The sequence below is a fragment of the Sinomonas cyclohexanicum genome (assembly GCF_020886775.1).
Classification (GTDB): Bacteria; Actinomycetota; Actinomycetes; order Actinomycetales; family Micrococcaceae; genus Sinomonas; species Sinomonas cyclohexanicum.
Genome location: NZ_AP024525.1, coordinates 272904 through 294351 on the forward strand (window position 1 = coordinate 272904; position 21448 = coordinate 294351).

A 21448-nucleotide genomic window follows, 5' to 3' on the forward strand; every position below is an offset into this window, starting at 1 on the left:
CCTCGGCACGGTGGCTGCGTGACGTTCACATCGGTCTCGGGATCGGATCCCACGGGTCCGCTCGTGTGGCTCGCGGCGGATCCGATCACGTTCAGCGTCATGATGGTCGACGGGCAGGTCCAGGGCGGCATCACGACCCCGTGCAACAGCGGCGGCGGACCGGCTGCCCTCGACGGCGGGACGCTCACCTTCGACCGCACCCGGTTAGTCCGCAGCGCCAAGGCCTGCACCGGTCCCGCGGCCCAGTACGAGGCATGGACGTTCGCCCTCATCGGGGAGCCGGTGGCCTACACGTTCGACGGGACCATGCTCACGTGGTCCAACGCCCGCGGGACGGTCGTATTCCGGCGCGCGTGAACGCCGTGCGGGCGATCCTGCTCGGGGGGCGATCCTGCTCGGGCTCGCCCGCCCAAGACACAGATCACCGGCGTGCCATCGCGTGGCACGCCGGTGATCGTCGCCGGTCTGAGCAGAATCGCACGCCCGCCCGGCCCGGAGGGGTCTGCGGGCCTACCTCTTGTGCACGAGGTAGATCGCGCCGGTGGTGACGTCCTCCTCGAGGGCCTCGAGGGTGCGGCCGCGGCTCTCGGGGACCTGGGTGATCACGAAGACCAGTGCGAGCGCTCCGACGACTGCGAAGAGGAAGAACGTGCCGGTGATGCCCATCGCCGCGACCATCGACGGGAAGTACAGCGAGAGGAAGCCGTTGACCACCCAGAGGGCGAACACCGCGACGCCGATGCCGAAGCCGCGCATGTGGAGCGGGAAGATCTCGGAGAGGTAGACCCACACGGCGATGTTGAGGAAGGTCTGCATCGACCCGACGAAGGCGACCACGAGGAACAGGATCACGAACGGGCGCACCGGGTTGCCGACGGGCAGGGCCATCGAGGCGATGCCGATGAGGACGTGGCAGGCGGTGGTGAGCGAGAGGCCGATGATGAACGTCTTACGGCGGTCCAGACGGTCCATCATCTTCAGGGCGATGATGCCGCCGACGACGGCGATCACGCCGGGTGCGACGTTGGCGATGAGCGCGCCGTCCTTGCTGAAGCCGGACTCGGTGAGCACGGTCTGGCCGTAGTACATGATCGAGTTGATGCCGGTGAGCTGCTGGGCCACGCCGAGGCCGATGGCGACGAGGAGGATGCGGAACAGGTTCTTGTTCGAGAAGATCGCGCGCCAGCCGATCTGGTGGCTCTCGCGCTCTTCCTTGGCGACCTGCTCGACGTCCGCGAGCTCGGCGACGGCACGGTCGTCGGCGCGGATGGTCTTCAGGACCGCGAGGGCCTCGGCGTGGCGGCCCTTCTCGACGAGCCAGCGCGGGGACTCGGGCATCCGCAGCATGCCGAAGAACAGCGCGATCGCGGGCAGGGCGCAGATCGCGAACATGATGCGCCAGACGCCGTCGAGGTGGCCCAGGGTGTTGCCGATGATGGCGTTGATGACGAACGCGGCGAGCTGGCCGACGACGATCGCGAGCTCATTGCGGCCCGCGACGGAACCGCGGATCTCGTAGGGTGCGAGCTCGGCGAGGAAGACCGGCACGACCGTCGACGCACCGCCGACGGCGAGGCCGAGGAGGATGCGCCCCATCACGAGGATCTCGAAGTTCGGCGTGAAGACGACAGCGAGCGTCCCGGCGAAGAAGAGCACGGCGAGGAGGATGATCGTCCTGCGGCGGCCCCACGCGTCGGAGAGCCGCCCGCCGAAGATGGCGCCGATGGCGGCCGCGAAGACGAGCGAGGCGGTGACGACGCCCTCGGTGATCGGGGTCAGCCCGAGTTCCGTGGACATCGGGCTCAGGGCGCCGTTGATCACGCCCGTGTCGTAGCCGAAGAGCAGTCCGCCGAACGTCGCGACGAGGGCCACGAGGCCGAGTCGCTTCGAGTGCGGGCCGGACGTAAGGGGCGGGAGATTCGCGGCTTGCCTGGAACCGGAACTGTGCGTTGCCTTGGTGGCGGACATCAGGACTCCTTTGTCGTGCGGTTGCGGGCCTGTGACCCGCGTCTCCCAAAAGCCTAACGCGCGAAAGGCACATATGTAAGGTCATATGGACAAAATTCTCAAAGATCCCGTGATGCGACGATAGGACCATGTCCACACCGACCCGCCCGGGCCCGCGCCGCCCCGCCACCCAGGCCGACGTCGCGCGGGAGGTCGGCGTCTCGCGGACCCTGGTCTCGTTCGCGTTCCGCAACGCTCCGGGGGTCAGCGAGGAGACCCGCCGCGCGATCCTGGAGGCCGCCAAGCGCCTCGGATACCGGCACAACGCGGTCGCCGCCCAGCTCGCGCGCAAGCGTGCCTCCTCGATCGGCCTCCACCTCCTCGACCTGCACAACGAGGTCTACGCGGACATCTTCGTCGGCGTCCGCGAGGCGCTCGAGGGCTCGGGCGCCCGCATCATCCTGAGCGTGGCCGAGGGGGACGCGGCCGCGGAGTCCGGCGACGCCGAGCTGGGCCCGCTGCTCGAGGCGAGGGTCGGCGTCGTGATCGCCGCGACGATGACGGGCCCGGACGCCGCGGTGCGCGAGGCCTCCCGCCTGGTCCCGATCGTCAACGTCGCGCGGCGGGTCGAGGGGGTGGACAGCGTGTACTCGGACGACGGCGCCGGCGCCCGCGCCGCCGTCGAGCACCTCCTCGCGCTGGGCCACACGCGCATCGTCCACGTCTCGGGGCCGTGGTTCGAGGGCCGCCACGCGCGCCGCCGCGCCTACGAGGACCTGATGCACGACGCCGGCCTCCCGCCCCGGGTGGTCGTCGCGCCGGGGTACTCGCTCGAGGCCGGGCAGGAGGCCGCGCTCCGGTTCCTGGCCGCGGCAGACCGGCCGACGGCCGTCTTCGCGCACAACGACCAGCTGGCCCTTGGGGTGCGCGAGGCGGCGAGCGCGCTCGGTCTCGTGGTGCCCCAGGACCTCTCGCTCGTGGGGTACGACGACTCGAGGATCGCTGGCCTGACCGGGATCGACCTCACGTCCGTGGACCTCCATTCCCACGAACTCGGCCGCGACGCCGGCGCCGCTGCGCTCGAGAGGCTGCGCTTCCCGGATGCCCCGCCGGTCGACCGCTGCACGCAGCCGCGCCTCGTGCTGCGCGCGTCCACAGCACCTCCTGCGCCGGGGGCTTAACGTCCCGCCCGCCCATGCCCGCCGGGGCCCTCGGCTGTTACCGTGAATCCCATGCTGACAGTCATCGGCGAGGGGCTCATCGACGTGGTCCGCCGCGCCTCGGGCACGGAGTCGCACCCGGGCGGGAGCCCGCTCAATGTCGCGGTGGGCCTCGCGCGGCTCGACCATCCGGTGCAGTTCGTCGGCCGCTGGGGCGATGACGCCAACGGCCGCCTGCTCGCGGAGCACCTCCGGGGCGCGAACGTGCTCGTCCCCCTCCCCCCGGATGACAGCCCGACGTCGGTCGCGACCGCCGAGCTCGACCACCGCGGCGCCGCAACCTACCACTTCGAGCTGGACTGGCACCTGCCCAACCTGCGGGACCGCCTCGACACGCTCCTGAGCGCCACGACGCTGGTCCACACGGGCTCGATCGCCGCCGTCCTCGAGCCCGGCGCGGACCAGGTGCTGCGCATCGTGGAGCGCGCACGCCCGCGCGCTACGATCGGCTTCGACCCGAACTGCCGTCCCACCATCACCACGGACCCCGAGGTGGTCCGCGGCCGCGTGGAACGCTTCGTGGCGCTCGCGGACGTGGTCAAGGCCTCGGACGAGGACCTCGCGTGGCTCTACCCGGGCGTCGACCCGCTGGACTCCGCACGCCGCTGGCTTACGCTCGGCGCCCCGGAGGGCCCGGCGTTCGTGGTCGTGACCCGCGGCGCTGAGGGGCCGTGGGCGGTGGGGCACGACGGCGAGGCCGCCGTCCCCGCCCCGTCGGTCAAGGTCGCCGACACCGTGGGCGCCGGCGACTCGTTCATGGCCGCGCTGCTCTCCGCGGTCGTGGACCGGGAGCTCGACGGCGCGCAGCGGCGCTCGGAGCTGCGGCGCCTCGATGCCCGCGAGCTCGCCCGGATCCTCGACTTTGCCGCCCGCGCGGCAGCGGTGACCGTGTCGCGCCCGGGCGCGAACCCGCCGTCGCGCGCGGAACTCCGGGCCGGAGCCCCCGCGAACAGCCCACAGAACGGAGGTGCACCATGACCGACGCATCACACTTTGTCCTGACAAGCCAGGATGTCACGGAAGGCGGCACGCTGCAGCAGCCGCAGACGAGCGCGTACTTCGGCCTCGACGGGCGGGACCTCTCGCCCCAGCTGGCCTGGAGCGGCGCGCCGGAGGGCACCCGCAGCTTCGCCGTCACGCTCATGGACCCAGACGCGCCCCGGGCGGGCGGCTTCTGCCACTGGGCCGTGGTCAACATCCCCGCCGCGGTGGACGAGCTGCCCGAGGGCGCCGGCGGCGCGCCGGACGGCATGGGGCCGGCCGAGACGGACGCGGGCCTGCCCAACGGCTCGCTCGAGCTGGTCAACGACGCCGGCTTCACCGGGTACGTGGGCGCCGCGCCGCCGCGGGGGTCGGGACCGCACCGGTACGTGTTCACAGTGCACGCCCTCTCGGTGGCCATGGTCCCGGGCACCCCGCGGAGCAAGGGCTCGCGGGTCCTGAAGGACATCACGGCGCACGAGCTCGCGTCCGCGAGCCTGACGGCCACGTTCGAGGTGCGCTGAATGCGCGAGATGCGCCTTGACATGCGACTCGTCGCCAGCGACATCGATGGAACGATCCTGCGCCGCGACGGCAGCATCACCGAGCGCACGGTGAGGGCCCTGCACGCGTGCGAGGCGGCCGGCGTCGAGCTCGTGTTCGTGACCGGGCGGCCCGCGCGGTGGCTCACGCCCCTGAGCGAGCAGCTCGGGCACGCCGGGACGGTGATCTGCTCGAACGGGGCGCTCGTGTACAGCCTCGAATCGATGTCGGTGGTCTCAGCGGAGGGGATCCGCAAGGAGACGATGCTCGAGGTCCGCGAGATCGTGCGCGGGCTGTTCCCCGAGACGGCCTTCGCGGCGGAGACCCCGGCGGAGTTCGTCATGGAGGACGCGTTCGCGGAGCCGCGGCACCGGCGCCTCCTCGCCGAGGTGCGGCACGGTGACCTCGAGGACCTCGTGGTGGGGGACGAGGTGGTGAAGTTCATGGCGAAGATCGAGGGCATCACCGCGGACGAGTACATCCGCGCCGTCGCGCCGCAGGTCTCCCACCTCGTGTCGGTGACGCACTCGGCGGTGGACATGACGATGCTCGAGATGGCCCCGCTCGGCGTCAACAAGGCCGTGACGCTCGCCGAGTACGCGCACGCGCTGGGGGTCGTGCCGGCCGAGGTGGTCGCGTTCGGGGACATGCCGAACGACGTCGAGATGCTCGCCTGGGCAGGGGAAGGCTACGCGATGTCCTCGGGCCACCCCGCGGCCCTCGCGGCGACGGAGCTCCACGCGCCGGGAATCGAGGACGACGGCGTGGCCCAGGTTCTCGAGCGGAAATTGGCACTGCGTCTGCAGGGTCACTGACCCGGCGAGTGGTGGTCTAATGGGACGCAGGCCCCACACTTAGTGGAACCGCGGGTGAGGGAGGGCACCGATGGCCTTCACGGTTTCGGCCGCAAAGAACGAGATCACGCCGACCATGGACACGAACCCGTACCTCGCGGGGTACGGGTCGGCTGACGGCGGGCGCACGGTCTCGACCGACACCCCGTACGAGCCGCTGTGGTGCCGGGCCTTGGTGATCTGGGAGGACGGACACCCGAACCTGATCATGAGCACGGACATCCTCGACCTTCCGCGCTCGATGCACCAGAACATTCGGCCCCGGATCCTGGCCCTCGCGAGCTGGGGCTCGAGCGACCTCCTGATCCAGTCCACCCACACGCACAACGGCCCAGTGCTCGTGGACACCCTGCAGCCGTTCATGGCGTACGGCCTTGCGGAGATGGACCAGATCAGGTCCTACAGCTCGTGGCTCGAGGACACGATGGTGCAGACCGCGCAGGACGCCCTCAACGCGGGCCAAACCTCGATCAGCCTCGACTACCAGTTCACCACCCAGACCTGGTCCGTCAACCGCGCGGGCCTGACCTACAACGAGACGGACGTGCCCGTGCTCGTGGCGCGCGACTCGGGCGGGAGCCCCGCCGCGATCGTCTTCAGCTACGGCTGCCATCCGGTCGCCGCCGGGGACCAGGACCAGTACGACGGCGACTACCCTGCCGGGGCGTGCAACTACATCGAGAACAACTCGAACGCGTTCGCACTATTCATCCAGGGTCCCGCCGGGGACCAGAACCCGGCCAATGCGCCATCGTGGACCCTGCGGGACCAGGACGGGGACTCCCTCGGCACCGCGGTCCTCAACGCCGCCCAGACGGCCGGGCGGGCGCTGACCGGCCCGATCACTACGCAGTACCAGGAGGTCCAGCTCCCGTTCGACATCGACACCTCGGCCGGGAACCTCGCCGCCGTGCGCGCCGACTACGCGAGCCGGTTGCCCAACCCGAACGGCCAGCCTGCCTGGTACCAGCGTCACGCGCAGGTGATGCTGGCGCGCATCGACAGCGGCAACGTGGCCTCGGGGCTGCCCTCGCCGTTTCAGGTCTGGACGATCGGCAGCTCGACTCCGCTGCAGATGGCGTTCGTCGGCGGCGAGCTGGTGAGCGGCTACGGGGTGTACTTCCGCTCTCGTTATGGGGGCAGCAGCGCGCTGTGGATCGGCGGCTACGCCAACGAGTCCTGCGCCTACATCCCCTCGAACGAGTTCCTCCCGCCGAACATGCCGCTGGGCTCCTACGAGGGCGGGTGGGAGCCCGACTACCCCGGCCTCGCAGGCGGCAGCATGACCGTGTACGGCCACATGGCCCACTTCCTGGCCGGCTCGAACGGCGTAGAGACGACGCTGATCAACGCGCTGACCTCGATGCTCGGGTAGCCCAGGCAGCCCGAGCGCCTCCGCGGTGCCCGTCTCCCGCGCTCCGATGGTCCCTGCTAGGCTCGCCAGGTGACCGGCGCCGACCCCGCCCAAACGCAGTACACCCCGCCCACCGAGGCCGAGGCCGCCTGGATGGCGGGCCACGTCCAGTGGCTCGAGACCGCGGCGACGGCATGGCCGTGCAGGGCCTCGTCCTGTACCCGGCCAACGCCGTGGCCAAGCGGTGGGTGAAGGGCGAGGACGGTGCCTTCATCACGTTCATCTGGGCCGAGGCCGCCCGCGTGCTCACCATCGTGGCCCCCGAGAATAGCCGTTTGTGACGCACGACGGCGCGTGTGACTGGCTTCTGCGTCGATCAGCCCTCGTGCTGGATGCCCCTCTGTGATGTAATGAGCGCGGTTCCAGGTGTGCTGGTACCGCAGGGGGACTCGAGTCCGATGGGGTGGGCTCTCCTTGCTCTGAGTGTGAGGAGTGCTTATGGCCTTCACCGTGGCGACCGCCCAGAACGAGATCACGCCGACCATGGCGACGAACCCCTACTTGGCGGGATTCGGCTCCGCCGACGGCGGCCGCACCGTGTCGACGGACACGCCCTTCGAGCCGCTGTGGTGCAAGGCTGTCGTCATCCGTGAGAACGGCAACCCCCACCTGATCATGAGCGCGGACATCCTCGCCCTCCCGCGCGCCATGCACCAGCGCATCCGCGAAAGGATCCTGGGGCTCGCGTCGTGGGACACCTCGGACATCCTGCTCCAGTCGACCCACACCCACAACGGGCCGGTGCTCATCGACTCCCTGCACCCGTTCATGGCGTACGGGCTCGCGGAGATGGACGAGGTCCGCGACTACAGCTCGTGGCTCGAGGACACGATGGTGGGGACGGCCCAGGACGCCCTCGACGCCGCCGAGACGTCCGTGACCCTGGACTACCAGGTCGCGACCCAGACGTTTGCAGTGAACCGGGCCGGGCTGCCCTACGTCGAGCGGGACGTGCCGGTCCTCGTGGCGCGCCAGCCCAACGGAACCCCGGAGGCGGTGGTCTTCGGGTACGGCTGCCACCCAGTGGCGGCGGGCGACCAGGACCAGTACGACGGCGACTTCCCGGCGGGCGCCTGCAACTACATCGAGAACAACCTCGGGGCGTTCGCCCTGTTCCTCCAGGGGCCGGCCGGCGATCAGAACCCGGCGGATGCCCCCTCGTGGGCACTCCGGGATCAGGACGGCGATGCGCTCGGCGCGACCGTGGTCGCCGCGGCGCGGAACGCGGGCCGCGCCCTCACGGGACCGATCCTGACGCAGTACCAGGAGGTCGATCTGCCCTTCGACATCGACACCTCGGCGGGGAACCTCGCCGCGCTCCGCGACTGCTACGCGAGCAGGCTCCCGAACCCGAACGGCCAGCCCGCGTGGTATGCGCGGCACGCACAGGTGATGATGGCCAGGATCGACAACGATGACGTCGCCACGAGCATGCCGTCTCCGTTCCAGGTCTGGTCGATCGGCAGTTCGACCCCGCTGAAGATGGCGTTCGTGGGTGGCGAGCTCGTGAGCGGGTACGCGGCCTACTTCCGCTCACGCTACGGCGGCAGCAACGCCCTCTGGATCGGCGGCTACGCCAACGAGTCGTGCGCCTACCTCCCCACGGACGAATTCCTCCCGCCGTACATGCCGGCGGGCTCCTACGAGGGCGGGTGGGAACCTGACTTCCCGGGGATTGCCGGCGGCAACATGACCGTGTACGGCCACATCGCCCACTTCAAGGCGGGCTCCGGCGGCATCCAGGACACGCTCATCAACGCCCTCACCTCGATGCTCGGCTGAGCTGCCGCTTCCGAGACCCGGCCTAGCCCCCCGCCGTGGCCGCGGCGACGATCAGCTCGGCCACCTCGGGGTGCCGGATGTCCGAGTGCGCGCCGGCGAACGAGGACTGCGAGGTGTCCTTGATGACGCCGTTCGCGTCGGCCCGGTAGAACGTCCCGGCCGCGAGCGGCGTCCCGGGCGGCAGGGGGAGCGCGAGGTCACCGCTCGGTGAGACGCTCTGATAGCCATCCGAGCCCATGCCGCCCCAGCGATCCGGCGTAGCCACGTCCTGATTGTCCTGCTGTGCCAGGAACGAGGCCCGCGGGTACCACTTGCCCACGGCCCAGTCCGCCGTCGTGAAGGTGGACAGGAGCGGTCCCGCCACCCGGTCGGCCACCGAGCACAGGGCCCCGGCCTCGCCGAACGGGCTCTCGGCCGCCTGCGTGAAGGACCAGTGCGAGAAGGCGCCCTGCAGGAGCGTGAGCGAGGCAACCGGGCTCTCGGCCAGGGTGCCGAGCCCGCTGAGCGCGAAGGAGACGAGCCGCGCCCCGAAGCTGTGCCCGATCAGGTGCACCCGGAGGGTCGGGGCCGCGGCGTGCAGCTGCGCGAGGAACGGGCCCAGGCCTTTCGCCCCGACGGTCCCCGCACGGCCCTTCATCTGGTAGAACGAGGCCACCCTCAGCGCGTCCTTTGCGCCGTTCCAGATCGGCCCGAAGATGTCCCCCAGGCCCTCGGCATCGCCGGCGGGCGGGGCCGTGCCCATGGTGACGGCGAGGGATGCGTAGTCGCGCTTCGGGTCTTGGCTGGCTATGAGAGCGCCCTCGCCGTCGTCCTCGGTGCTCGCGGTGGTGTCGCCGAACACGCCCTGCAGCAGTCCGTGGAACTGCTCGACGGCGGCGCCCTGCTCGGCGGGCGTGGCCGTCCCCGCATCCACGTGTCCGAGCCCCGTGTCGATCAGCGCGCCCATCTGCGCGAGTGGAGCCGCGGCCGCGGGCACGCTCCGCGCGAGCGAGGAGGCGATCTGGGCCCCGGACAGCGCGGCGTCCGTGGCGCCGGCCGGCGGGTCGGGAAACCAGATGGAGGGCCAGAACACGCCGAGATAGCGCGAGCGTGCCGGAACGCCGGGTGCGTCCGCGATGAGCGGGAACATCGCGGAGTACAGGCTCTCGGCGTCCCCCTCGGAGTTGTTCCACCCGTGGCTCATCACGAAGAGGTCGGTGGCCCCGGCCGCGGCAATCTGAGTGACCAGCGAGGCCGCCTCCGGGGCCATGCCGTTCTCGTCGAAGTGCAGCTGCCAGTAGCTGCCGGCTGATCCGTCCACGATGCGATCCCTTCAGTAGTTCCTCAGTAGTTCAGCAGCATGGCCATCGCGTCAGCGAGGCCCGCGCCCTGCCCGTTCCTGTCGCGTCCCAGATCCAGTGCGGTGCGCATGAGAAGCGCCTTCACGTCCGCCGCGCGCCCGATGTACTCGGGCCGTCCGGACAGGAAGGCGGCGATGATCCCGGAGACGTGAGGCGCGGCCATGCTCGTGCCAGACAGCTCCGCATAGGTGAGGGACGCGTCGTCGCCCGTGACCGAATCGAGCCCTGCACGGGTGCGGACCGTCCCCGACGCCGCGGAGCAGATCCACTCTCCAGGCGCGACCACGTCCGGCTTGGCCCGTCCGTCCAGCGTGGGGCCCTTCGAGGACGTCCAGGAGACCCCGAACACGTGCGGCGCGTCGCGGTGGGTCGACCCGACCGTCACGACCGCCTCCGTGTGCCCCGGCTCCGTGATCGACGCGAGGACTCCGGTGGACTGGTTCGCGGACTGCGTGGCCGCGGCGCTGCCGTTGTTCCCCGCGGACACGACGACGTTCACGCCCGTGGAGACCAGCTCCGTGAGCATCTGGTCCAGCGGCGACTGCCCGGCCGCGTAGTGGCTCGGGTCCCACTCGCAGCCCAGGCTCAGGTTCACTCCGTGGACCCGTGGCGGCTGGCGGCTCACGTTCACCTCGGTGAGGATGTGCTCGATCGCGGCGATCACGGCGGCCGAGGACGTCACCGGCACGCCCGCAACGCGCCGGAACACCTTGAGGCTCACGAGCTCGCACTGCGGCGCCATGCCGCTCAGAGACCCGGTGTGCGCGCGGGGCACGAACCCGCCGTCGGCCGCCTCGTCCGAGGAGGCGACATGCGGGGTGCGTCCGTCGGGGCACACTCCGGAGATGATCCCTGCTACATGCGTCCCGTGCCCCTCCTCGTCCACGAGCGGCCCAGCGGGGGCAGTCGGCAGCCCGAGGCTCGGGCGCACGAGTCCCGAGAAGTCCCGGTGGAGGCCGCCGGTCTGCGGCGAGGGGGCGGCGCCGGGCATCCCCTCCCGGGCGAGCTCGAGCGCCGAGAAGTGGGGGTGCGTCGCGTCGATCCCCGTGTCGATCACGGCCCACACGATTCCCTCCCCGAGCGCGCTGAACGAGCGGCGCGCGGCGTCGATCTTGACGGTCGGCGCGGAGCGGTCGATGTGCGGGTACAGCTCGTAGTCCGGCCAGGCGCGGAAGATGATCCGCGCCCCCGCTGGCCCCGGTACGTCCATCTCGAGGAGCACGGCGAGCGTGGCCCGCGTGAGCACGCACTGGTACAGCTTGCGCGAGATCCTCGTCGTCTGGAACAGCACCCGCGGCACATCATCCTTCGGAGCGGCGCGCTCCGTGAACCGCTGCCACAGCCCCCTGAAGGCCTCGTGTGCCGCGCTCGCCGGCCCGGGGTACCGCGCGTTGAGCTCAAGCACGACGTCGACCGCCTCGTCCGGATCCGGCCCGTCCAGACCGCGGGCACCCTCCGGCGGCATCGTGAGGTCGCCGATGATCCTCGACTTGGGCTTCTGCTCGGCCCCGGCCGTTCCAGACACCATCCTGACCGCCCTTAAACGTGCTGGCTCCCGTGGCAATGATCGCCACGGGAGCCAGTCAGTTCAAGGGTTCAGACCCAGTCAGTTCACGGGGGTCAAACCCTGCTGCGGCCTCGGACAAAGTGCAGGATCAAGAGGATCACGGCCACGATGAGAAGGACGTGCACGACCAACCCGAGGCTCGGGAGCGCGATGAATCCCAGCAGCCAGAGGACAACCAGAGCGAGGGCGATCCAGAGAAGCATGTGTACTCCTAGGTCATTAGGAATGGCGCTTGTGCCATTCTCAGTACGCCCCGGATATTAACCACTCGGCCGCCGACTGAAACATTTTGCCTCGGGAGCGCCTCAGCCAGCCGGCCGAGCGAGCTTCATCGCCCCGATCGCCAGGAGGATCACTGCGGCCCACAGGAACATGAAGATGCCGCCGCCGATGTTGACCAGCATCCCGAGGATGAAGATGACCAGCAGCGCGAGGCCCCAGATGAACAGCTTCATTGTGCACTCCTTCTCGAGCAACTACTTGAGCAACCACTGAGCGTGGGCAGCCAGTGAGCACATTGTGTGCACGCGGGCGCGCTTCTGACCATGGGACGCGCACTGGTCGCCGCGCACCGGCCGCCCGGCGCTGTTCGCCTGGCGCGATATCCGGCATCGCCGCGGCCTGCACGGCGTTGGGAAGGGCATGACTGAGAATCGTGACGCCGGTCACGTCGCGGACGGGCCGGTTTCGGACGAGCAGGCGCTGGACGCCTACTCCCGCACCGTCAGCGGGGTGGCCAGGCACCTGACGCCGCGCGTCGCCTCGGTGCGGACCGAGCGGGGGGCGGGGAGCGCCGTCGTGCTGACGAGCGCCGGGCACCTCGTGACGAACGCGCACGTGGTGGGCCGGGCCAACCGCGGGGAGGTCGCGTTCGCGGACGGCACGGGCGGGCCGTTCGCAGTGGTGGGGCGCGACCCGCTCTCGGATCTCGCCCTGCTCCGCTGCGGGATCGACGTGCCCGAGCCGCCCGAGTTCGGGGACGCGGACGCTCTGCTCGTCGGCTCGCTCGTGGTCGCGGTGGGCAGCCCACTGGGGCTCGAAGGCAGCGTGACCGCTGGAGTGGTGAGCGCCCTGGGCCGGTCCCTCCCGGCGCGGGGGAGGACGGCGTCGCGCCTCATCGAGGACGTCATCCAGACCGACGCCGCCCTCAACCCCGGCAATTCCGGCGGCGCGCTCGCCGACTCCCGCGGGCGCGTGGTGGGCATCAACACCGCGGTGGCCGGGTTCGGGCTCGGCCTCGCAGTGCCCGTCAACGCCACGACCCGCCGCATCCTCGACGCCCTGCGCGAGGACGGCCGCGTGCGCCGCGCCTACCTCGGCCTCGTCAGCGTGCCCACGCCGCTCGACGCCGCGTGGGTCGCGCGCACCGGGACGCGCCGGGCGCTGCGGGTCGCCGAGGTGGTGGGCGGCAGCCCGGCCGAGACGGGCGGGATCCGGGCCGGGGACCTCCTGCTCGCGATCAACGGTGCCCCGCTCAAGGACGCGCAGTCGCTCCAGCGGCATATGTTCGCGGACGCGATCGGACGCCGCACCGAGATCACTGTGCTGCGCGGGGAGGCGATGGTGGACGTCGTGGCCGAGCCCACGGAACTCGTGGACTGAGTGGGCGCCCCTCGGGCTACAGGACCTCGACGCCGTCCTCGAGCTCGAGAGTGCGGGCCTCCGCGAGTCCGGTCAGCGCCGCCTGGATGTGCAGCGCGCCGTGGTCGCCGAAGTAGTCCTCGAACTCCTCCGGCCCCACGAACCGCCACTCCGTGAGTTCCTCCTCCTGGAGGGTGACGCGCGCACCGTCGGGCAGCGAGCCGCCGTCGTACAGGAAGCTCAGCCCGTCCCCGATCGGGTCCGGGAACGCCGAGTGCGCGATCAGCAGCAGCGCCCCGGGCTCGATGTCCAGCCCCAGCTCCTCGCGGCCCTCGCGGCGGGCGGCCTTGCGCGGTGCCTCGCCCGGGTCCACGGTGCCGCCGGGCAGCAGCCAGCCCTCCTTGTAGTTGGGCTTGACGGCGAGGACGCACCCGTCCTCGTCGCGGATCACGAGGCCTGCGGCCACGCGGCGGCGCGGAAGCGTGCGGAAGTACTCGCGGCTCACCTCGCTCAGCTCCATGCAGCCAGCCTACCCGCGGTACCGTGGGCGTGTGGCGTTCCTGCACTCCGCGCCCATGGCGTTCGCACACCGCGGCTTCTCCCTCGGCGGCCTCGAGAACACGCTCACCGCGTTCCGCGCCGCCACCGCGCTCGGCTTCACCCATCTCGAGACGGATGTCCGCGCCACGCGGGACGCGGCGCTGGTCGCCTTCCATGATGACCGCCTCGACCGCGTCACGGACCGGACGGGCCTGCTCGCCGCACTGGACTGGTCCGAGGTCGCCGCCGCGCGGATCGGCGGCCCCGCGGGCGGACCAGAGCGCATCCCCCTGTTCTCGGAGCTGGCGGAGGAACTGCCCGACGCGTTCTTCAACGTGGACGTGAAGGAGGCGGGCGCCGTCGTGCCTTTCGCCGAGGTGATCGAGAGGATGCGGCTGCACGAGCGCGTGCTCGTCACCTCGTTCTCCGACGCACGACGCCGCGCGGTGCTCGCGCGCCTGTCGCGCCCGGTCGCGTCGTCGGCGGGGGTGGCGACGGCGGCGGCGTTCCGGCTCCTCGGTGCTGTGCCGCACGCGGCGCTCGCACGGTCGCTGCGGGACGTGCAGGCGCTGCAGGTGCCCGAGCGGTACCGGGCCGTGCGGGTGGTCACGCCCCAGTTCGTGGCCCGCGCGCACCGGCTCGGGCTGCAGGTGCACGTGTGGACGGTCAACGAGCCAGCGGACATGGAGCGGCTGCTGGACCTCGGTGTGGACGGGCTCGTGACCGACCGGGCGGACGTGCTGCGCTCCGTGCTCGAGACGCGCGGGGAGTGGCCGCCGGGCGCCTGAGGCGCTGTTCGCTCCGCCGGCGACCGGCGCGCCGCCCTCAGGCGTCGCCGTCGCCGGTGCTGCCCCCCGCGGCGACGGCGCGCTCGATCCGCCTGTCCGGGATGATCCACAGCGCCGCGACGGCCACGTACGCGGCCACACTGATCCACACCGAGAGGAACGCCCCGGCGCAGCCCACCACGTACAGGCCCATGGACCACTTGCCCTTGGCATCGTTGCGAATGGCGCGGGCCAGACGGCTCCCGGCGCCCTGGATCTTGATGAGCCGCGACTGCAGGATCGTATACGATATTGCGGCGGCCAGCAGATTGATCCCGTACACGAGCACGGGCAGCTCGGCGAGGTTGCTCTCGTCCATCCAGCGCGTGGTGAACGGCACCACGGACAGCCAGAACAGCAGGTTGAGGTTGGCCCACAGCGCCGCCCCGTCCACGCGTTGGGTCAGGTGCATGAGGTGGTGGTGGTTGGTCCAGTAGATCCCGATGTACACGAAGCTCAGCACGTACGTCAGGAGGGTCGGCAGGACCGCGGCCAGGCCGTGCAGGTCCGGGGTCTCGGGCGTCTTGAGCTCGAGGACCATGATGGTGATCGCTATCGCGAGCAGGCCGTCGCTGAATGCCTCGACGCGGTTGGTCTCCACGGGGACATTGAAACACTCCACATGGTCCGGGCGGTGCTGGCAGGATATGGGAATGCGCATTCTCATCGCCCCGGACAAGTTCAAAGGCTCCCTCACCGCTGCCGAGGCCGCCGACGCCATGGCCGAGGGCGCCCTCGCCGTCTACTCCGACGCGGAGGTGGTGCGCATCCCGATCGCCGACGGCGGCGAGGGCACCCTCGAGGCGGCCGTCGCCGCCGGCTTCGAAGAGCGCATCCGCGCCGTGACCGGGCCGCTCATCAGGCCGGTCGGCGCCGCGTGGGCGCTGCGTGGGAGCACCGCGGTGATCGAGACCGCGCAGGCGTCCGGGCTCGCGGCGCTCGGGTCGGAGCCCGACGCCGAGACCGCCGGCCGTGCCCACTCCTACGGGGCGGGCCAGCTCATCGCCGCTGCGCTGGACGCGGGGGCCACCGAGATCGTGCTCGGTGTGGGAGGCTCCGCGATGAGCGACGGCGGCTCCGGCGCCCTCCGTGCCCTCGGACTCCGGCCCCTCGACGCCGCGGGGAACGTCGTCCCCCTGGGCGGGGCCGCCCTTGCCGACGTGGTGTCGGTTGACGCCTCCGCCCTCGATCCCCGGCTCGCGGCGGCGCGGCTGAGGATCGCCGTGGACGTTCGCAACCCCCTGGTCGGGCCGGATGGCGCCGCGCGGGTGTTCGGGCCGCAGAAGGGCGCGGACCCCGCCATGGTGGAGGCGCTCGACGCCGGCCTGCGCACCTGGGCGAAGGTCCTCGCCGAGGCGACGGGCCGCGACGTCGACGTTCCCGGCGCCGGCGCGGCCGGAGGCTTCCCGGCGGCGTTCCTCGCGTTCACGGGGGCGACGCTCGAGAGCGGGTTCGACCTCGTCGCCGAACTCGTGGGACTCGACGCCCAGCTGGACGGCGTGGATCTCGTGATCACGGGCGAGGGATCCCTTGACGGCCAGTCGCTCACGGGCAAGGCACCCATCGCGCTCGCGGACCGGGCGCGCGACCGCGGCATCCCCGTGGTGGCCGTGGCCGGCCGGATCCTCGCGGCCCCGAGCAGCTCGCCGAGCACGGCATCGAGGCCGCTGGGGCGCTCGTCGACCTCGCTCCGAGCGCCGCGGACGCGATCGCCAACGGCGCCCAGTACGTCCGGCGAGCGGTCGCGGAGCTCCTCTCCGGAGCCTGACGGAAAACCCCGCCGCCCCTCTGCGCACAGCTGCGCCCCTCTGCGCCAACAGCCGTCTCGGGTACGCCAACTCGCGCCCCGGGCCGTCTCGGGAGCGAGTGGTCCGCCGTCGTCGGCTGCAGGCTACCTTCTGGTGATTCCGTCGCTGCCGCAGGGACATGCCCCCTCAGCGCACGCGTCAGCGCCCCTGTGCCGCCAGCGCATCGAGCTGCATGACCAGCCATGGGCTGAACGCGTACGGCGCGGCGGCGACCGCGGAGCGGAAGTCCCCGACGTCGGACCAGGCCCACTCGGACACCTCGTCCGGATTCGGCGCCGGGTCCGCCGAGGCCACCGCCCGGAACACCGGGCAGACCTCGAACTCGACGATTCCGGACGCGTCGACGGCCCGGTACCGGAAGTCCGGCAGCACCGGCTCGATCGAGGCGATCGAGAGCCCGAGCTCCTGCTGCGCGCGGCGGCGGATGGCGTCGTCGAACGCCTCGCCCGGCGCGGGGTGCCCGCAGAACGCGTTGGACCACACGCCCGGCCATGTCCGTTTCGACAGCGCGCGCCGCGTCACCAGCACCCGCCCGTCGGGCCCGAACACGTGGCACGAGAAGGCGAGGTGCAGGGGCGTGTGCTCGGTGTGGACGGTTGCCTTGGGCGCGGTGCCGAGGGGCGTGCCGTCGTCGTCCACGAGCTGGACGAGTTCTTCGGTCATGGTCCTATTCTGCGGCCACCGCGCGCCGGCCACGCTGCGGCGCTATTCTGCGGCCGCCGGAGCGGCCTCCACGGCGTCGTCGGTGGCGGTCCCGCGCCAGCGCGCGAGGGCGGTCATGCCGTGGTAGATCACGAGCGCGGCGGCGGAGCCGAGCGCGATGCCAGCGAACGCGAGGTCCGCGATCTTCCACGTGTAGTCCGCGATGCCCACGATCAGCGCGACGGCCGCCGTGGTGATGTTCACCGGGTTGGAGAAGTTGACCCGGTTCTGCACCCAGATCTTCACGCCGAGCACGCCGATCATGCCGTACAGCATCGTCGCGGCGCCGCCCAGGACGCCCGCGGGCACGGTCGCGATGAGCTCGCCGAACTTGGGCGAGAAGCTCAGCAGCAGCGCGGCGATGCCCGCCACCCAGTACGCGGCCGTCGAGTACACGCGGGTCGCGGCCATGACGCCGATGTTCTCCGCGTACGTCGTGGTGCCGGAGCCGCCGCCGATCCCGGCGAGGACGGTCGCGGCGCCGTCGGCCATGAGGGCGCGGCCAGCCATGTCGTCGAGGTTCGCACCGGTCATCGCGGCGACGCTCTTGACGTGCCCCACGTTCTCGGCGACGAGCACGAGCACCACCGGCACGAACAGCCCGAGCACGCCGAGGTGGAACGAGGGCGTCTGGAAGTGCGGCAGCCCGATCCACGCGGCCGCGTCGATCTTGGAGAAGTCCACCTCACCGCGCCACACGGCCACGAGGTACCCGACCACCACGCCGACGAGGATGCTCAGCCGCCCCACGATCCCGCGGAAGAGCACCGAGACGAGGATGATGGCGAGCAGCGTGACGAGCGCGGTGACGGGAGCGGCGTCGAAGTTCTGCTTCGCGGCGGGCGCGAGGTTGAGCCCGATGAGCGCCACGATCGTGCCGGTCACCACGGGCGGCATGACGATGTTGATCCAGTGCGCGCCGAACGCCTGAACCACCGCCCCCACTGCGGCGAGCACGACGCCGGCCACCACCACGCCGCCGAGCGCCCCCGCCACTCCGAACTGCTGCTGCGATGCGAGGATCGGGGCGATGAACGCGAACGAGGACCCGAGGTAGCTCGGCACCCGCCCCCGCGTGATCACGAGGAACAGGAGCGTGCCGATGCCGGAGAAGAACAGGGTTGTGGCCGGAGGCATGTGCGTGAGGATCGGCACGAGGAACGTCGCGCCGAACATCGCCACGACGTGCTGGAGCCCGATCCCGATCGTGATCGGCCACGCGAGCCGCTCGTGGGGCGCCACGACCTCCCCAGGGCGGACGGAGCGGCCGTCACCGTGGAGGGTCCATCTGGTTCCGAGCAGGCTCATCGGGCGCCTTTCGAGCGTGGGGGTGCGGGGATGCCGGGGGCCATCATACTCGGTGCCACCGCGCGGAACGATGGGGGCGAACGACGCCGCGGCGGGGCTCGCGCGGCAGGGGGCGGGCGGCGTCGTGCGGCGGTCCCGGGGGTGTGCCCAATGTCACCGAGCGTCACGGGATGCGGGACGTGCGACGCCGGGTTGTCACCATTGTGAGGGCGGCCGCCGGGCCGCCGGGAGGAGACACATGAGCATCGCCCACCAGGAAGCCGCGCTCGACGACGCCGCCGTCAACGCGCTCTTCGTCGAGGCCCGCACCGCGAACACGTTCACGGGCGAGGTCACCGATGAGCAGGCGCAGGCGATCTACGAGCTCGCGAAGTTCGGCCCGACGGCGTTCAACAATCAGCCGCTGCGCGTCACGTACGTGCGCTCTCCTGAGGCGCGAGAGCGGCTCGTGAAGCACATGAGCCGCGGCAATCAGGACAAGACGCTCTCCGCGCCCCTCGTCGCGGTGCTCTCGTTCGACACCGAGTGGCATGAGCGCTTCGACACGTTCCTCCCGGGCGGCGCGGAGCGCCTCAAGGGCATGTTCGACGCCGACGACGCCCTCCGCTACGGCACGGGCCGCGACAACGGGCATCTGCAGGCCGGCTACTTCATCCTCGCGGTGCGTTCCCTCGGCCTCGCGGCGGGCCCGATGACCGGAGCTGACTTCGCCGCGATCGATTCCGAGTTCTTCCCGGAGGGCGGACGCAAGAGCTTCCTCGTGGTCAACATCGGCCAGCCGGGCGAGGACGCGTGGGGCCCGGCCAAGACCAAGTTCGCGTACGAGGACGTCGTCGAGACCATCTGACGCGACGCGGGTGCGACACCGCACAACAGGTGGCCACTCAGCATTGAAGGTCTGGCCACTCGACCATCCAGCGGTCGAGTGGCCGGGCCTTCTTGATTGAGTGGCCACCTTTCAGCGTTGAGGGGTCATGTCCCTGGGGTTGCGGGGTCTCTGGCCGCCCGTTGCGGGGTCAGCTTCCTGCGACCCGGGGTCAGGGGCGGGGTGCGGGCGCTCCCCGCCGCGGCTGGTCCGGCCTCGGCGGCACGATGGGATGCTGTCCGGTTGCCATCGGCGTCCGAGCGGTCCGGGTGGTGCTGCGCGCCGCGGACCCGGACCGTCCCGCGAGAGGCGAGCGGCCGGCGTCGTGCGCAGTGGCAGGTGACCCCTCAAGGCTGGGACGTGACCCCTCGTTGGGGGGTACCACCGGGAGCGTCCCCGTGGCGACCTGCTCGGCGCGCCGGGCGGCCCAGGCGGCGCGGAGCTGGTCGCGGAGCGTGCCATCGCCCCAGCGCGCCAGCGCCCAGATCCCGATGGCGCCCGCCGCGAGCGCGGCGAGGCCGCCGGCGAGCAGCGCCCACCGCGTCCCGACCGCGTTCGCGAGCCACCCGACCAGCGGCGCGCCGATCGGGGTGCCGCCCTGGATCACCGCCATGTACAGCGCGAGGACGCGGCCGCGATACTGCCCGTCGGTGGTGAGCTGCACGATCGTGTTGGCGCTGTTGAGGAACGTCAGCGCGGTCACGCCCACGAACACGAGCATCACGGCGTACGTCACGTAGTTCGGCATGGCAGCGGAGACCATCGTCGCGACGCCGAGGCCCACGGCGGATCCGACGAGCAAGGACAGCCGGGGCTGCTTCCGCCGCGCGGCGAGGAGCGCACCGCCGAGCGTGCCGATGGCCTGGATGGACCCGAGGAGGCCGTACGCGTCGGCGCCGGTGTGGAAGACGTCGGCGGCCATGAGGGCGTTGGTGACCTGGAAGTTCAGGGTGAACGTGCCCACGAGGCCGGCCATGATGAGGATCAGCAGGATCCGCGGCTGCGTGCGCACGTACGTGATGCCGGCGAGGACCTGCCCCTTGCCGCGCGGCAGCGGGGGACTGCGGTGCAGCAGGCCCACGTTGAGGCGGGTGAGCGAGAACAGGACGCCCACGAACGTCACGGCGTTGAGCATGAACACCCAGCCGGTGCCGATCAGGCCGATGAGCACGCCGGCCACGCCCGGCCCCGCCATGCGGGCGAGGTTGAACGAGGCGGAGTTGAGGGCGACGGCGTTGGGCACGTCTGCGCGGCCCACGAGCTCCGAGACGAAGGCCTGGCGCGGCGGGGCGTCGAACGCGCTCGCAACGCCGAGGGCCAGGGCGATCGCGTAGATCTCCCACAGCTGCGCCGCCCCGGTCAGGACGAGGACGCCCTGCAGGAGCGCGAGGAAGCCCATCGCGGTCTGGGTGCCGAGGAGGAGCTTGCGCTTGTCGAGCCGGTCGCCGAGCACGCCCGCGTAGGGGCCTAGTACGAGGATCGGCAGGAACTGCAGGCCGGTGGTGATGCCGACGGCGGCGCCGTCGTGGTTCGTGAGCTGTGTCAGGACGAGCCAGTCCTGCGCGACGCGCTGCATCCACGTGCCCACGTTGGAGACGAGGGCGCCGGCGGCCCACAGTCGGTAGTTGGGGTGCTGGAGGGCGCGGAACATGCGGCTCTTCACTTGGCGCTCATCTCCAGCAGGAGCTCGGCGGCGCGGTGCAGCGTGTCCCTGTCCGCGGGCGGCAGGCCCTCGAGGCGCCCCGCGAGCCAGACGGCGCGCAGCCTGCGGGACTCCTCGAGGACGTGCCGTCCGATATCGGTGAGCGAGACCACGACCTGGCGGCCGTCCGTGGGGTGCTCGGCGCGGGCCACGTAGCCGCCCTCGCACAGGTGGTTCACGGTGCGGGTCATGCTGGGGGCCTGGACGTGCTCGATGTCGGCGAGCTGCCGCATGGTGAGCGGGCCGCGCTTGTTCAGGAGGGCGAGGACTGTGATCTGGCTCGGGCTCACGGCCTCCCCGCTGGCCTGGGTGCGCAGGATCCGCGACGTGCGCATGATGGCCGCACGGAGCTCGGAGGCGAGCTCGAGGATGTCGGTGGGCGCGTTCGCGTCGGTCTCGGCGGAGTCGGGGTTGGCGTCAGGTTCGGTGTCGGTCAGGTTCGGGGGAGTCATCGATACTTAGCATAG

General features: G+C 71.3%; 22 protein-coding genes and 1 pseudogene. 12 read left to right on the forward strand and 11 right to left on the reverse strand.

Going from position 1 to position 21448, the window contains the following annotated elements; translation table 11 throughout:
* Positions 1 to 18: 18 nt before the first annotated feature.
* A complete protein-coding gene (locus SCMU_RS01310) occupies positions 19 to 357 on the forward strand; it encodes an META domain-containing protein (protein WP_229231170.1) in 339 nt (112 codons plus the stop codon).
* Positions 358 to 510: 153 nt separating this feature from the next.
* Here SCMU_RS01310 and SCMU_RS01315 read toward each other — a convergent pair whose 3' ends face one another.
* Positions 511 to 1968 carry a sugar porter family MFS transporter gene (locus SCMU_RS01315; RefSeq protein WP_229231171.1) on the reverse strand — a complete coding sequence of 486 codons (1458 nt, stop codon included), beginning with the start codon at positions 1966 to 1968 and terminating at the stop codon, positions 511 to 513.
* 128 nt (positions 1969 to 2096) lie between these two features.
* Between SCMU_RS01315 and SCMU_RS01320 the strand changes: the two genes are divergently transcribed.
* The 7 genes from SCMU_RS01320 to SCMU_RS01350 all read left to right on the forward strand — a co-directional run bounded on the left by SCMU_RS01320 (position 2097) and on the right by SCMU_RS01350 (position 8741).
* A complete protein-coding gene (locus SCMU_RS01320; protein ID WP_229231172.1) occupies positions 2097 to 3128 on the forward strand; it encodes a LacI family DNA-binding transcriptional regulator in 1032 nt (343 codons plus the stop codon).
* Positions 3129 to 3179: 51 nt separating this feature from the next.
* Positions 3180 to 4145, forward strand: a complete 966-nt coding sequence (locus SCMU_RS01325; RefSeq protein ID WP_229231173.1) for a carbohydrate kinase family protein — start codon at positions 3180 to 3182, stop codon at positions 4143 to 4145.
* On the forward strand, positions 4142 to 4672 hold the full coding sequence (locus SCMU_RS01330; RefSeq protein ID WP_229231174.1) for a YbhB/YbcL family Raf kinase inhibitor-like protein: 531 nt from the start codon (positions 4142 to 4144) through the stop codon (positions 4670 to 4672). The genes SCMU_RS01325 and SCMU_RS01330 overlap by 4 nt, the downstream gene beginning before the upstream one ends.
* Positions 4673 to 5506, forward strand: coding sequence for an HAD family hydrolase (locus SCMU_RS01335; RefSeq protein ID WP_229231175.1), 834 nt, complete (start codon positions 4673 to 4675; stop codon positions 5504 to 5506).
* Positions 5507 to 5576: 70 nt separating this feature from the next.
* Complete coding sequence (locus SCMU_RS01340) at positions 5577 to 6920, forward strand: hypothetical protein (RefSeq protein WP_229231176.1); 1344 nt, start codon at positions 5577 to 5579, stop codon at positions 6918 to 6920.
* Between the two features lie 149 nt (positions 6921 to 7069).
* Positions 7070 to 7240 (forward strand): hypothetical protein, encoded by a 171-nt coding sequence (locus tag SCMU_RS01345; protein ID WP_229231177.1) that lies wholly within the window; start codon positions 7070 to 7072, stop codon positions 7238 to 7240.
* A 157-nt stretch (positions 7241 to 7397) separates the two neighbouring features.
* Positions 7398 to 8741 (forward strand): hypothetical protein, encoded by a 1344-nt coding sequence (locus tag SCMU_RS01350; RefSeq protein ID WP_229231178.1) that lies wholly within the window; start codon positions 7398 to 7400, stop codon positions 8739 to 8741.
* Positions 8742 to 8763: 22 nt separating this feature from the next.
* On the opposite strand, the gene SCMU_RS01355 is transcribed toward SCMU_RS01350, so the two are convergent.
* The 4 genes from SCMU_RS01355 to SCMU_RS01370 form a co-directional block, all read right to left on the reverse strand.
* Positions 8764 to 10041, reverse strand: a complete 1278-nt coding sequence (locus SCMU_RS01355) for a hypothetical protein (protein ID WP_229231179.1) — start codon at positions 10039 to 10041, stop codon at positions 8764 to 8766.
* A 23-nt stretch (positions 10042 to 10064) separates the two neighbouring features.
* Entirely contained in the window at positions 10065 to 11609 is a 1545-nt protein-coding gene (locus SCMU_RS01360; protein WP_229231180.1) for a S8 family peptidase, read from the reverse strand.
* Between the two features lie 92 nt (positions 11610 to 11701).
* Complete coding sequence (locus tag SCMU_RS01365) at positions 11702 to 11851, reverse strand: lmo0937 family membrane protein (protein WP_229231181.1); 150 nt, start codon at positions 11849 to 11851, stop codon at positions 11702 to 11704.
* A gap of 102 nt (positions 11852 to 11953) precedes the next feature.
* Complete coding sequence (locus tag SCMU_RS01370) at positions 11954 to 12103, reverse strand: hypothetical protein (protein ID WP_229231182.1); 150 nt, start codon at positions 12101 to 12103, stop codon at positions 11954 to 11956.
* Positions 12104 to 12290: 187 nt separating this feature from the next.
* On the opposite strand from SCMU_RS01370, the gene SCMU_RS01375 reads away from it, so the two are divergent.
* Positions 12291 to 13250 (forward strand): S1C family serine protease, encoded by a 960-nt coding sequence (locus tag SCMU_RS01375; protein ID WP_229231183.1) that lies wholly within the window; start codon positions 12291 to 12293, stop codon positions 13248 to 13250.
* Positions 13251 to 13266: 16 nt separating this feature from the next.
* Here the strand turns inward: SCMU_RS01375 and SCMU_RS01380 are convergent, their stop codons facing one another.
* Positions 13267 to 13749 carry an NUDIX domain-containing protein gene (locus SCMU_RS01380; RefSeq protein WP_229231184.1) on the reverse strand — a complete coding sequence of 161 codons (483 nt, stop codon included), beginning with the start codon at positions 13747 to 13749 and terminating at the stop codon, positions 13267 to 13269.
* Between the two features lie 55 nt (positions 13750 to 13804).
* Here SCMU_RS01380 and SCMU_RS01385 point away from each other — a divergent pair, with 55 nt between their 5' ends.
* A complete protein-coding gene (locus SCMU_RS01385; protein ID WP_443020367.1) occupies positions 13805 to 14557 on the forward strand; it encodes a glycerophosphodiester phosphodiesterase family protein in 753 nt (250 codons plus the stop codon).
* Positions 14558 to 14594: 37 nt separating this feature from the next.
* On the opposite strand, the gene SCMU_RS01390 is transcribed toward SCMU_RS01385, so the two are convergent.
* Positions 14595 to 15197: a TMEM175 family protein gene (locus SCMU_RS01390; protein WP_229231186.1), complete on the reverse strand. Its 603-nt coding sequence runs from the start codon at positions 15195 to 15197 to the stop codon at positions 14595 to 14597.
* Between the two features lie 52 nt (positions 15198 to 15249).
* Between SCMU_RS01390 and SCMU_RS20915 the strand changes: the two are divergent.
* Positions 15250 to 16364, forward strand: a pseudogene (locus tag SCMU_RS20915) (glycerate kinase).
* Between the two features lie 178 nt (positions 16365 to 16542).
* On the opposite strand, the gene idi reads toward SCMU_RS20915, so the two are convergent.
* Both idi and SCMU_RS01400 read right to left on the reverse strand, forming a co-directional pair.
* The gene (idi, locus tag SCMU_RS01395) at positions 16543 to 17067 is read right to left on the reverse strand and encodes an isopentenyl-diphosphate Delta-isomerase (protein ID WP_229231187.1); all 525 of its coding nucleotides are present in this window, start codon (positions 17065 to 17067) and stop codon (positions 16543 to 16545) included.
* A gap of 42 nt (positions 17068 to 17109) precedes the next feature.
* Entirely contained in the window at positions 17110 to 18414 is a 1305-nt protein-coding gene (locus SCMU_RS01400; RefSeq protein ID WP_229231188.1) for a uracil-xanthine permease family protein, read from the reverse strand.
* A gap of 238 nt (positions 18415 to 18652) precedes the next feature.
* On the opposite strand from SCMU_RS01400, the gene SCMU_RS01405 reads away from it, so the two are divergent.
* Entirely contained in the window at positions 18653 to 19261 is a 609-nt protein-coding gene (locus tag SCMU_RS01405) for a malonic semialdehyde reductase (RefSeq protein ID WP_229231189.1), read from the forward strand.
* Between the two features lie 190 nt (positions 19262 to 19451).
* Here the strand turns inward: SCMU_RS01405 and SCMU_RS01410 are convergent, their stop codons facing one another.
* Together SCMU_RS01410 and SCMU_RS01415 are read right to left on the reverse strand one after the other, a co-directional pair.
* Positions 19452 to 20942, reverse strand: coding sequence for an MFS transporter (locus SCMU_RS01410; protein WP_229231190.1), 1491 nt, complete (start codon positions 20940 to 20942; stop codon positions 19452 to 19454).
* On the reverse strand, positions 20939 to 21433 hold the full coding sequence (locus SCMU_RS01415) for a MarR family winged helix-turn-helix transcriptional regulator (RefSeq protein WP_229231191.1): 495 nt from the start codon (positions 21431 to 21433) through the stop codon (positions 20939 to 20941). Before SCMU_RS01415 ends, SCMU_RS01410 begins: the two co-directional genes overlap by 4 nt.
* Positions 21434 to 21448 lie beyond the last annotated feature (15 nt).

Excerpts from the sequence above, each read along its gene's own strand:
- SCMU_RS01315 (WP_229231171.1), bottom strand. The coding sequence starts at position 1,968 with ATGTCCGCCACCAAGGCAACGCACAGTTCCGGTTCCAGGCAAGCCGCG.
- SCMU_RS01320 (WP_229231172.1), top strand. The coding sequence starts at position 2,097 with ATGTCCACACCGACCCGCCCGGGCCCGCGCCGCCCCGCCACCCAGGCC.
- SCMU_RS01325 (WP_229231173.1), top strand. The coding sequence starts at position 3,180 with ATGCTGACAGTCATCGGCGAGGGGCTCATCGACGTGGTCCGCCGCGCC.
- SCMU_RS01330 (WP_229231174.1), top strand. The coding sequence starts at position 4,142 with ATGACCGACGCATCACACTTTGTCCTGACAAGCCAGGATGTCACGGAA.
- SCMU_RS01335 (WP_229231175.1), top strand. The coding sequence starts at position 4,673 with ATGCGCGAGATGCGCCTTGACATGCGACTCGTCGCCAGCGACATCGAT.
- SCMU_RS01340 (WP_229231176.1), top strand. The coding sequence starts at position 5,577 with ATGGCCTTCACGGTTTCGGCCGCAAAGAACGAGATCACGCCGACCATG.
- SCMU_RS01350 (WP_229231178.1), top strand. The coding sequence starts at position 7,398 with ATGGCCTTCACCGTGGCGACCGCCCAGAACGAGATCACGCCGACCATG.
- SCMU_RS01360 (WP_229231180.1), bottom strand. The coding sequence starts at position 11,609 with ATGGTGTCTGGAACGGCCGGGGCCGAGCAGAAGCCCAAGTCGAGGATC.
- SCMU_RS01365 (WP_229231181.1), bottom strand. The coding sequence starts at position 11,851 with ATGCTTCTCTGGATCGCCCTCGCTCTGGTTGTCCTCTGGCTGCTGGGA.
- SCMU_RS01370 (WP_229231182.1), bottom strand. The coding sequence starts at position 12,103 with ATGAAGCTGTTCATCTGGGGCCTCGCGCTGCTGGTCATCTTCATCCTC.
- SCMU_RS01375 (WP_229231183.1), top strand. The coding sequence starts at position 12,291 with ATGACTGAGAATCGTGACGCCGGTCACGTCGCGGACGGGCCGGTTTCG.
- SCMU_RS01380 (WP_229231184.1), bottom strand. The coding sequence starts at position 13,749 with ATGGAGCTGAGCGAGGTGAGCCGCGAGTACTTCCGCACGCTTCCGCGC.
- SCMU_RS01385 (WP_443020367.1), top strand. The coding sequence starts at position 13,805 with ATGGCGTTCGCACACCGCGGCTTCTCCCTCGGCGGCCTCGAGAACACG.
- idi (WP_229231187.1), bottom strand. The coding sequence starts at position 17,067 with ATGACCGAAGAACTCGTCCAGCTCGTGGACGACGACGGCACGCCCCTC.
- SCMU_RS01400 (WP_229231188.1), bottom strand. The coding sequence starts at position 18,414 with ATGAGCCTGCTCGGAACCAGATGGACCCTCCACGGTGACGGCCGCTCC.
- SCMU_RS01405 (WP_229231189.1), top strand. The coding sequence starts at position 18,653 with ATGAGCATCGCCCACCAGGAAGCCGCGCTCGACGACGCCGCCGTCAAC.
- SCMU_RS01415 (WP_229231191.1), bottom strand. The coding sequence starts at position 21,433 with ATGACTCCCCCGAACCTGACCGACACCGAACCTGACGCCAACCCCGAC.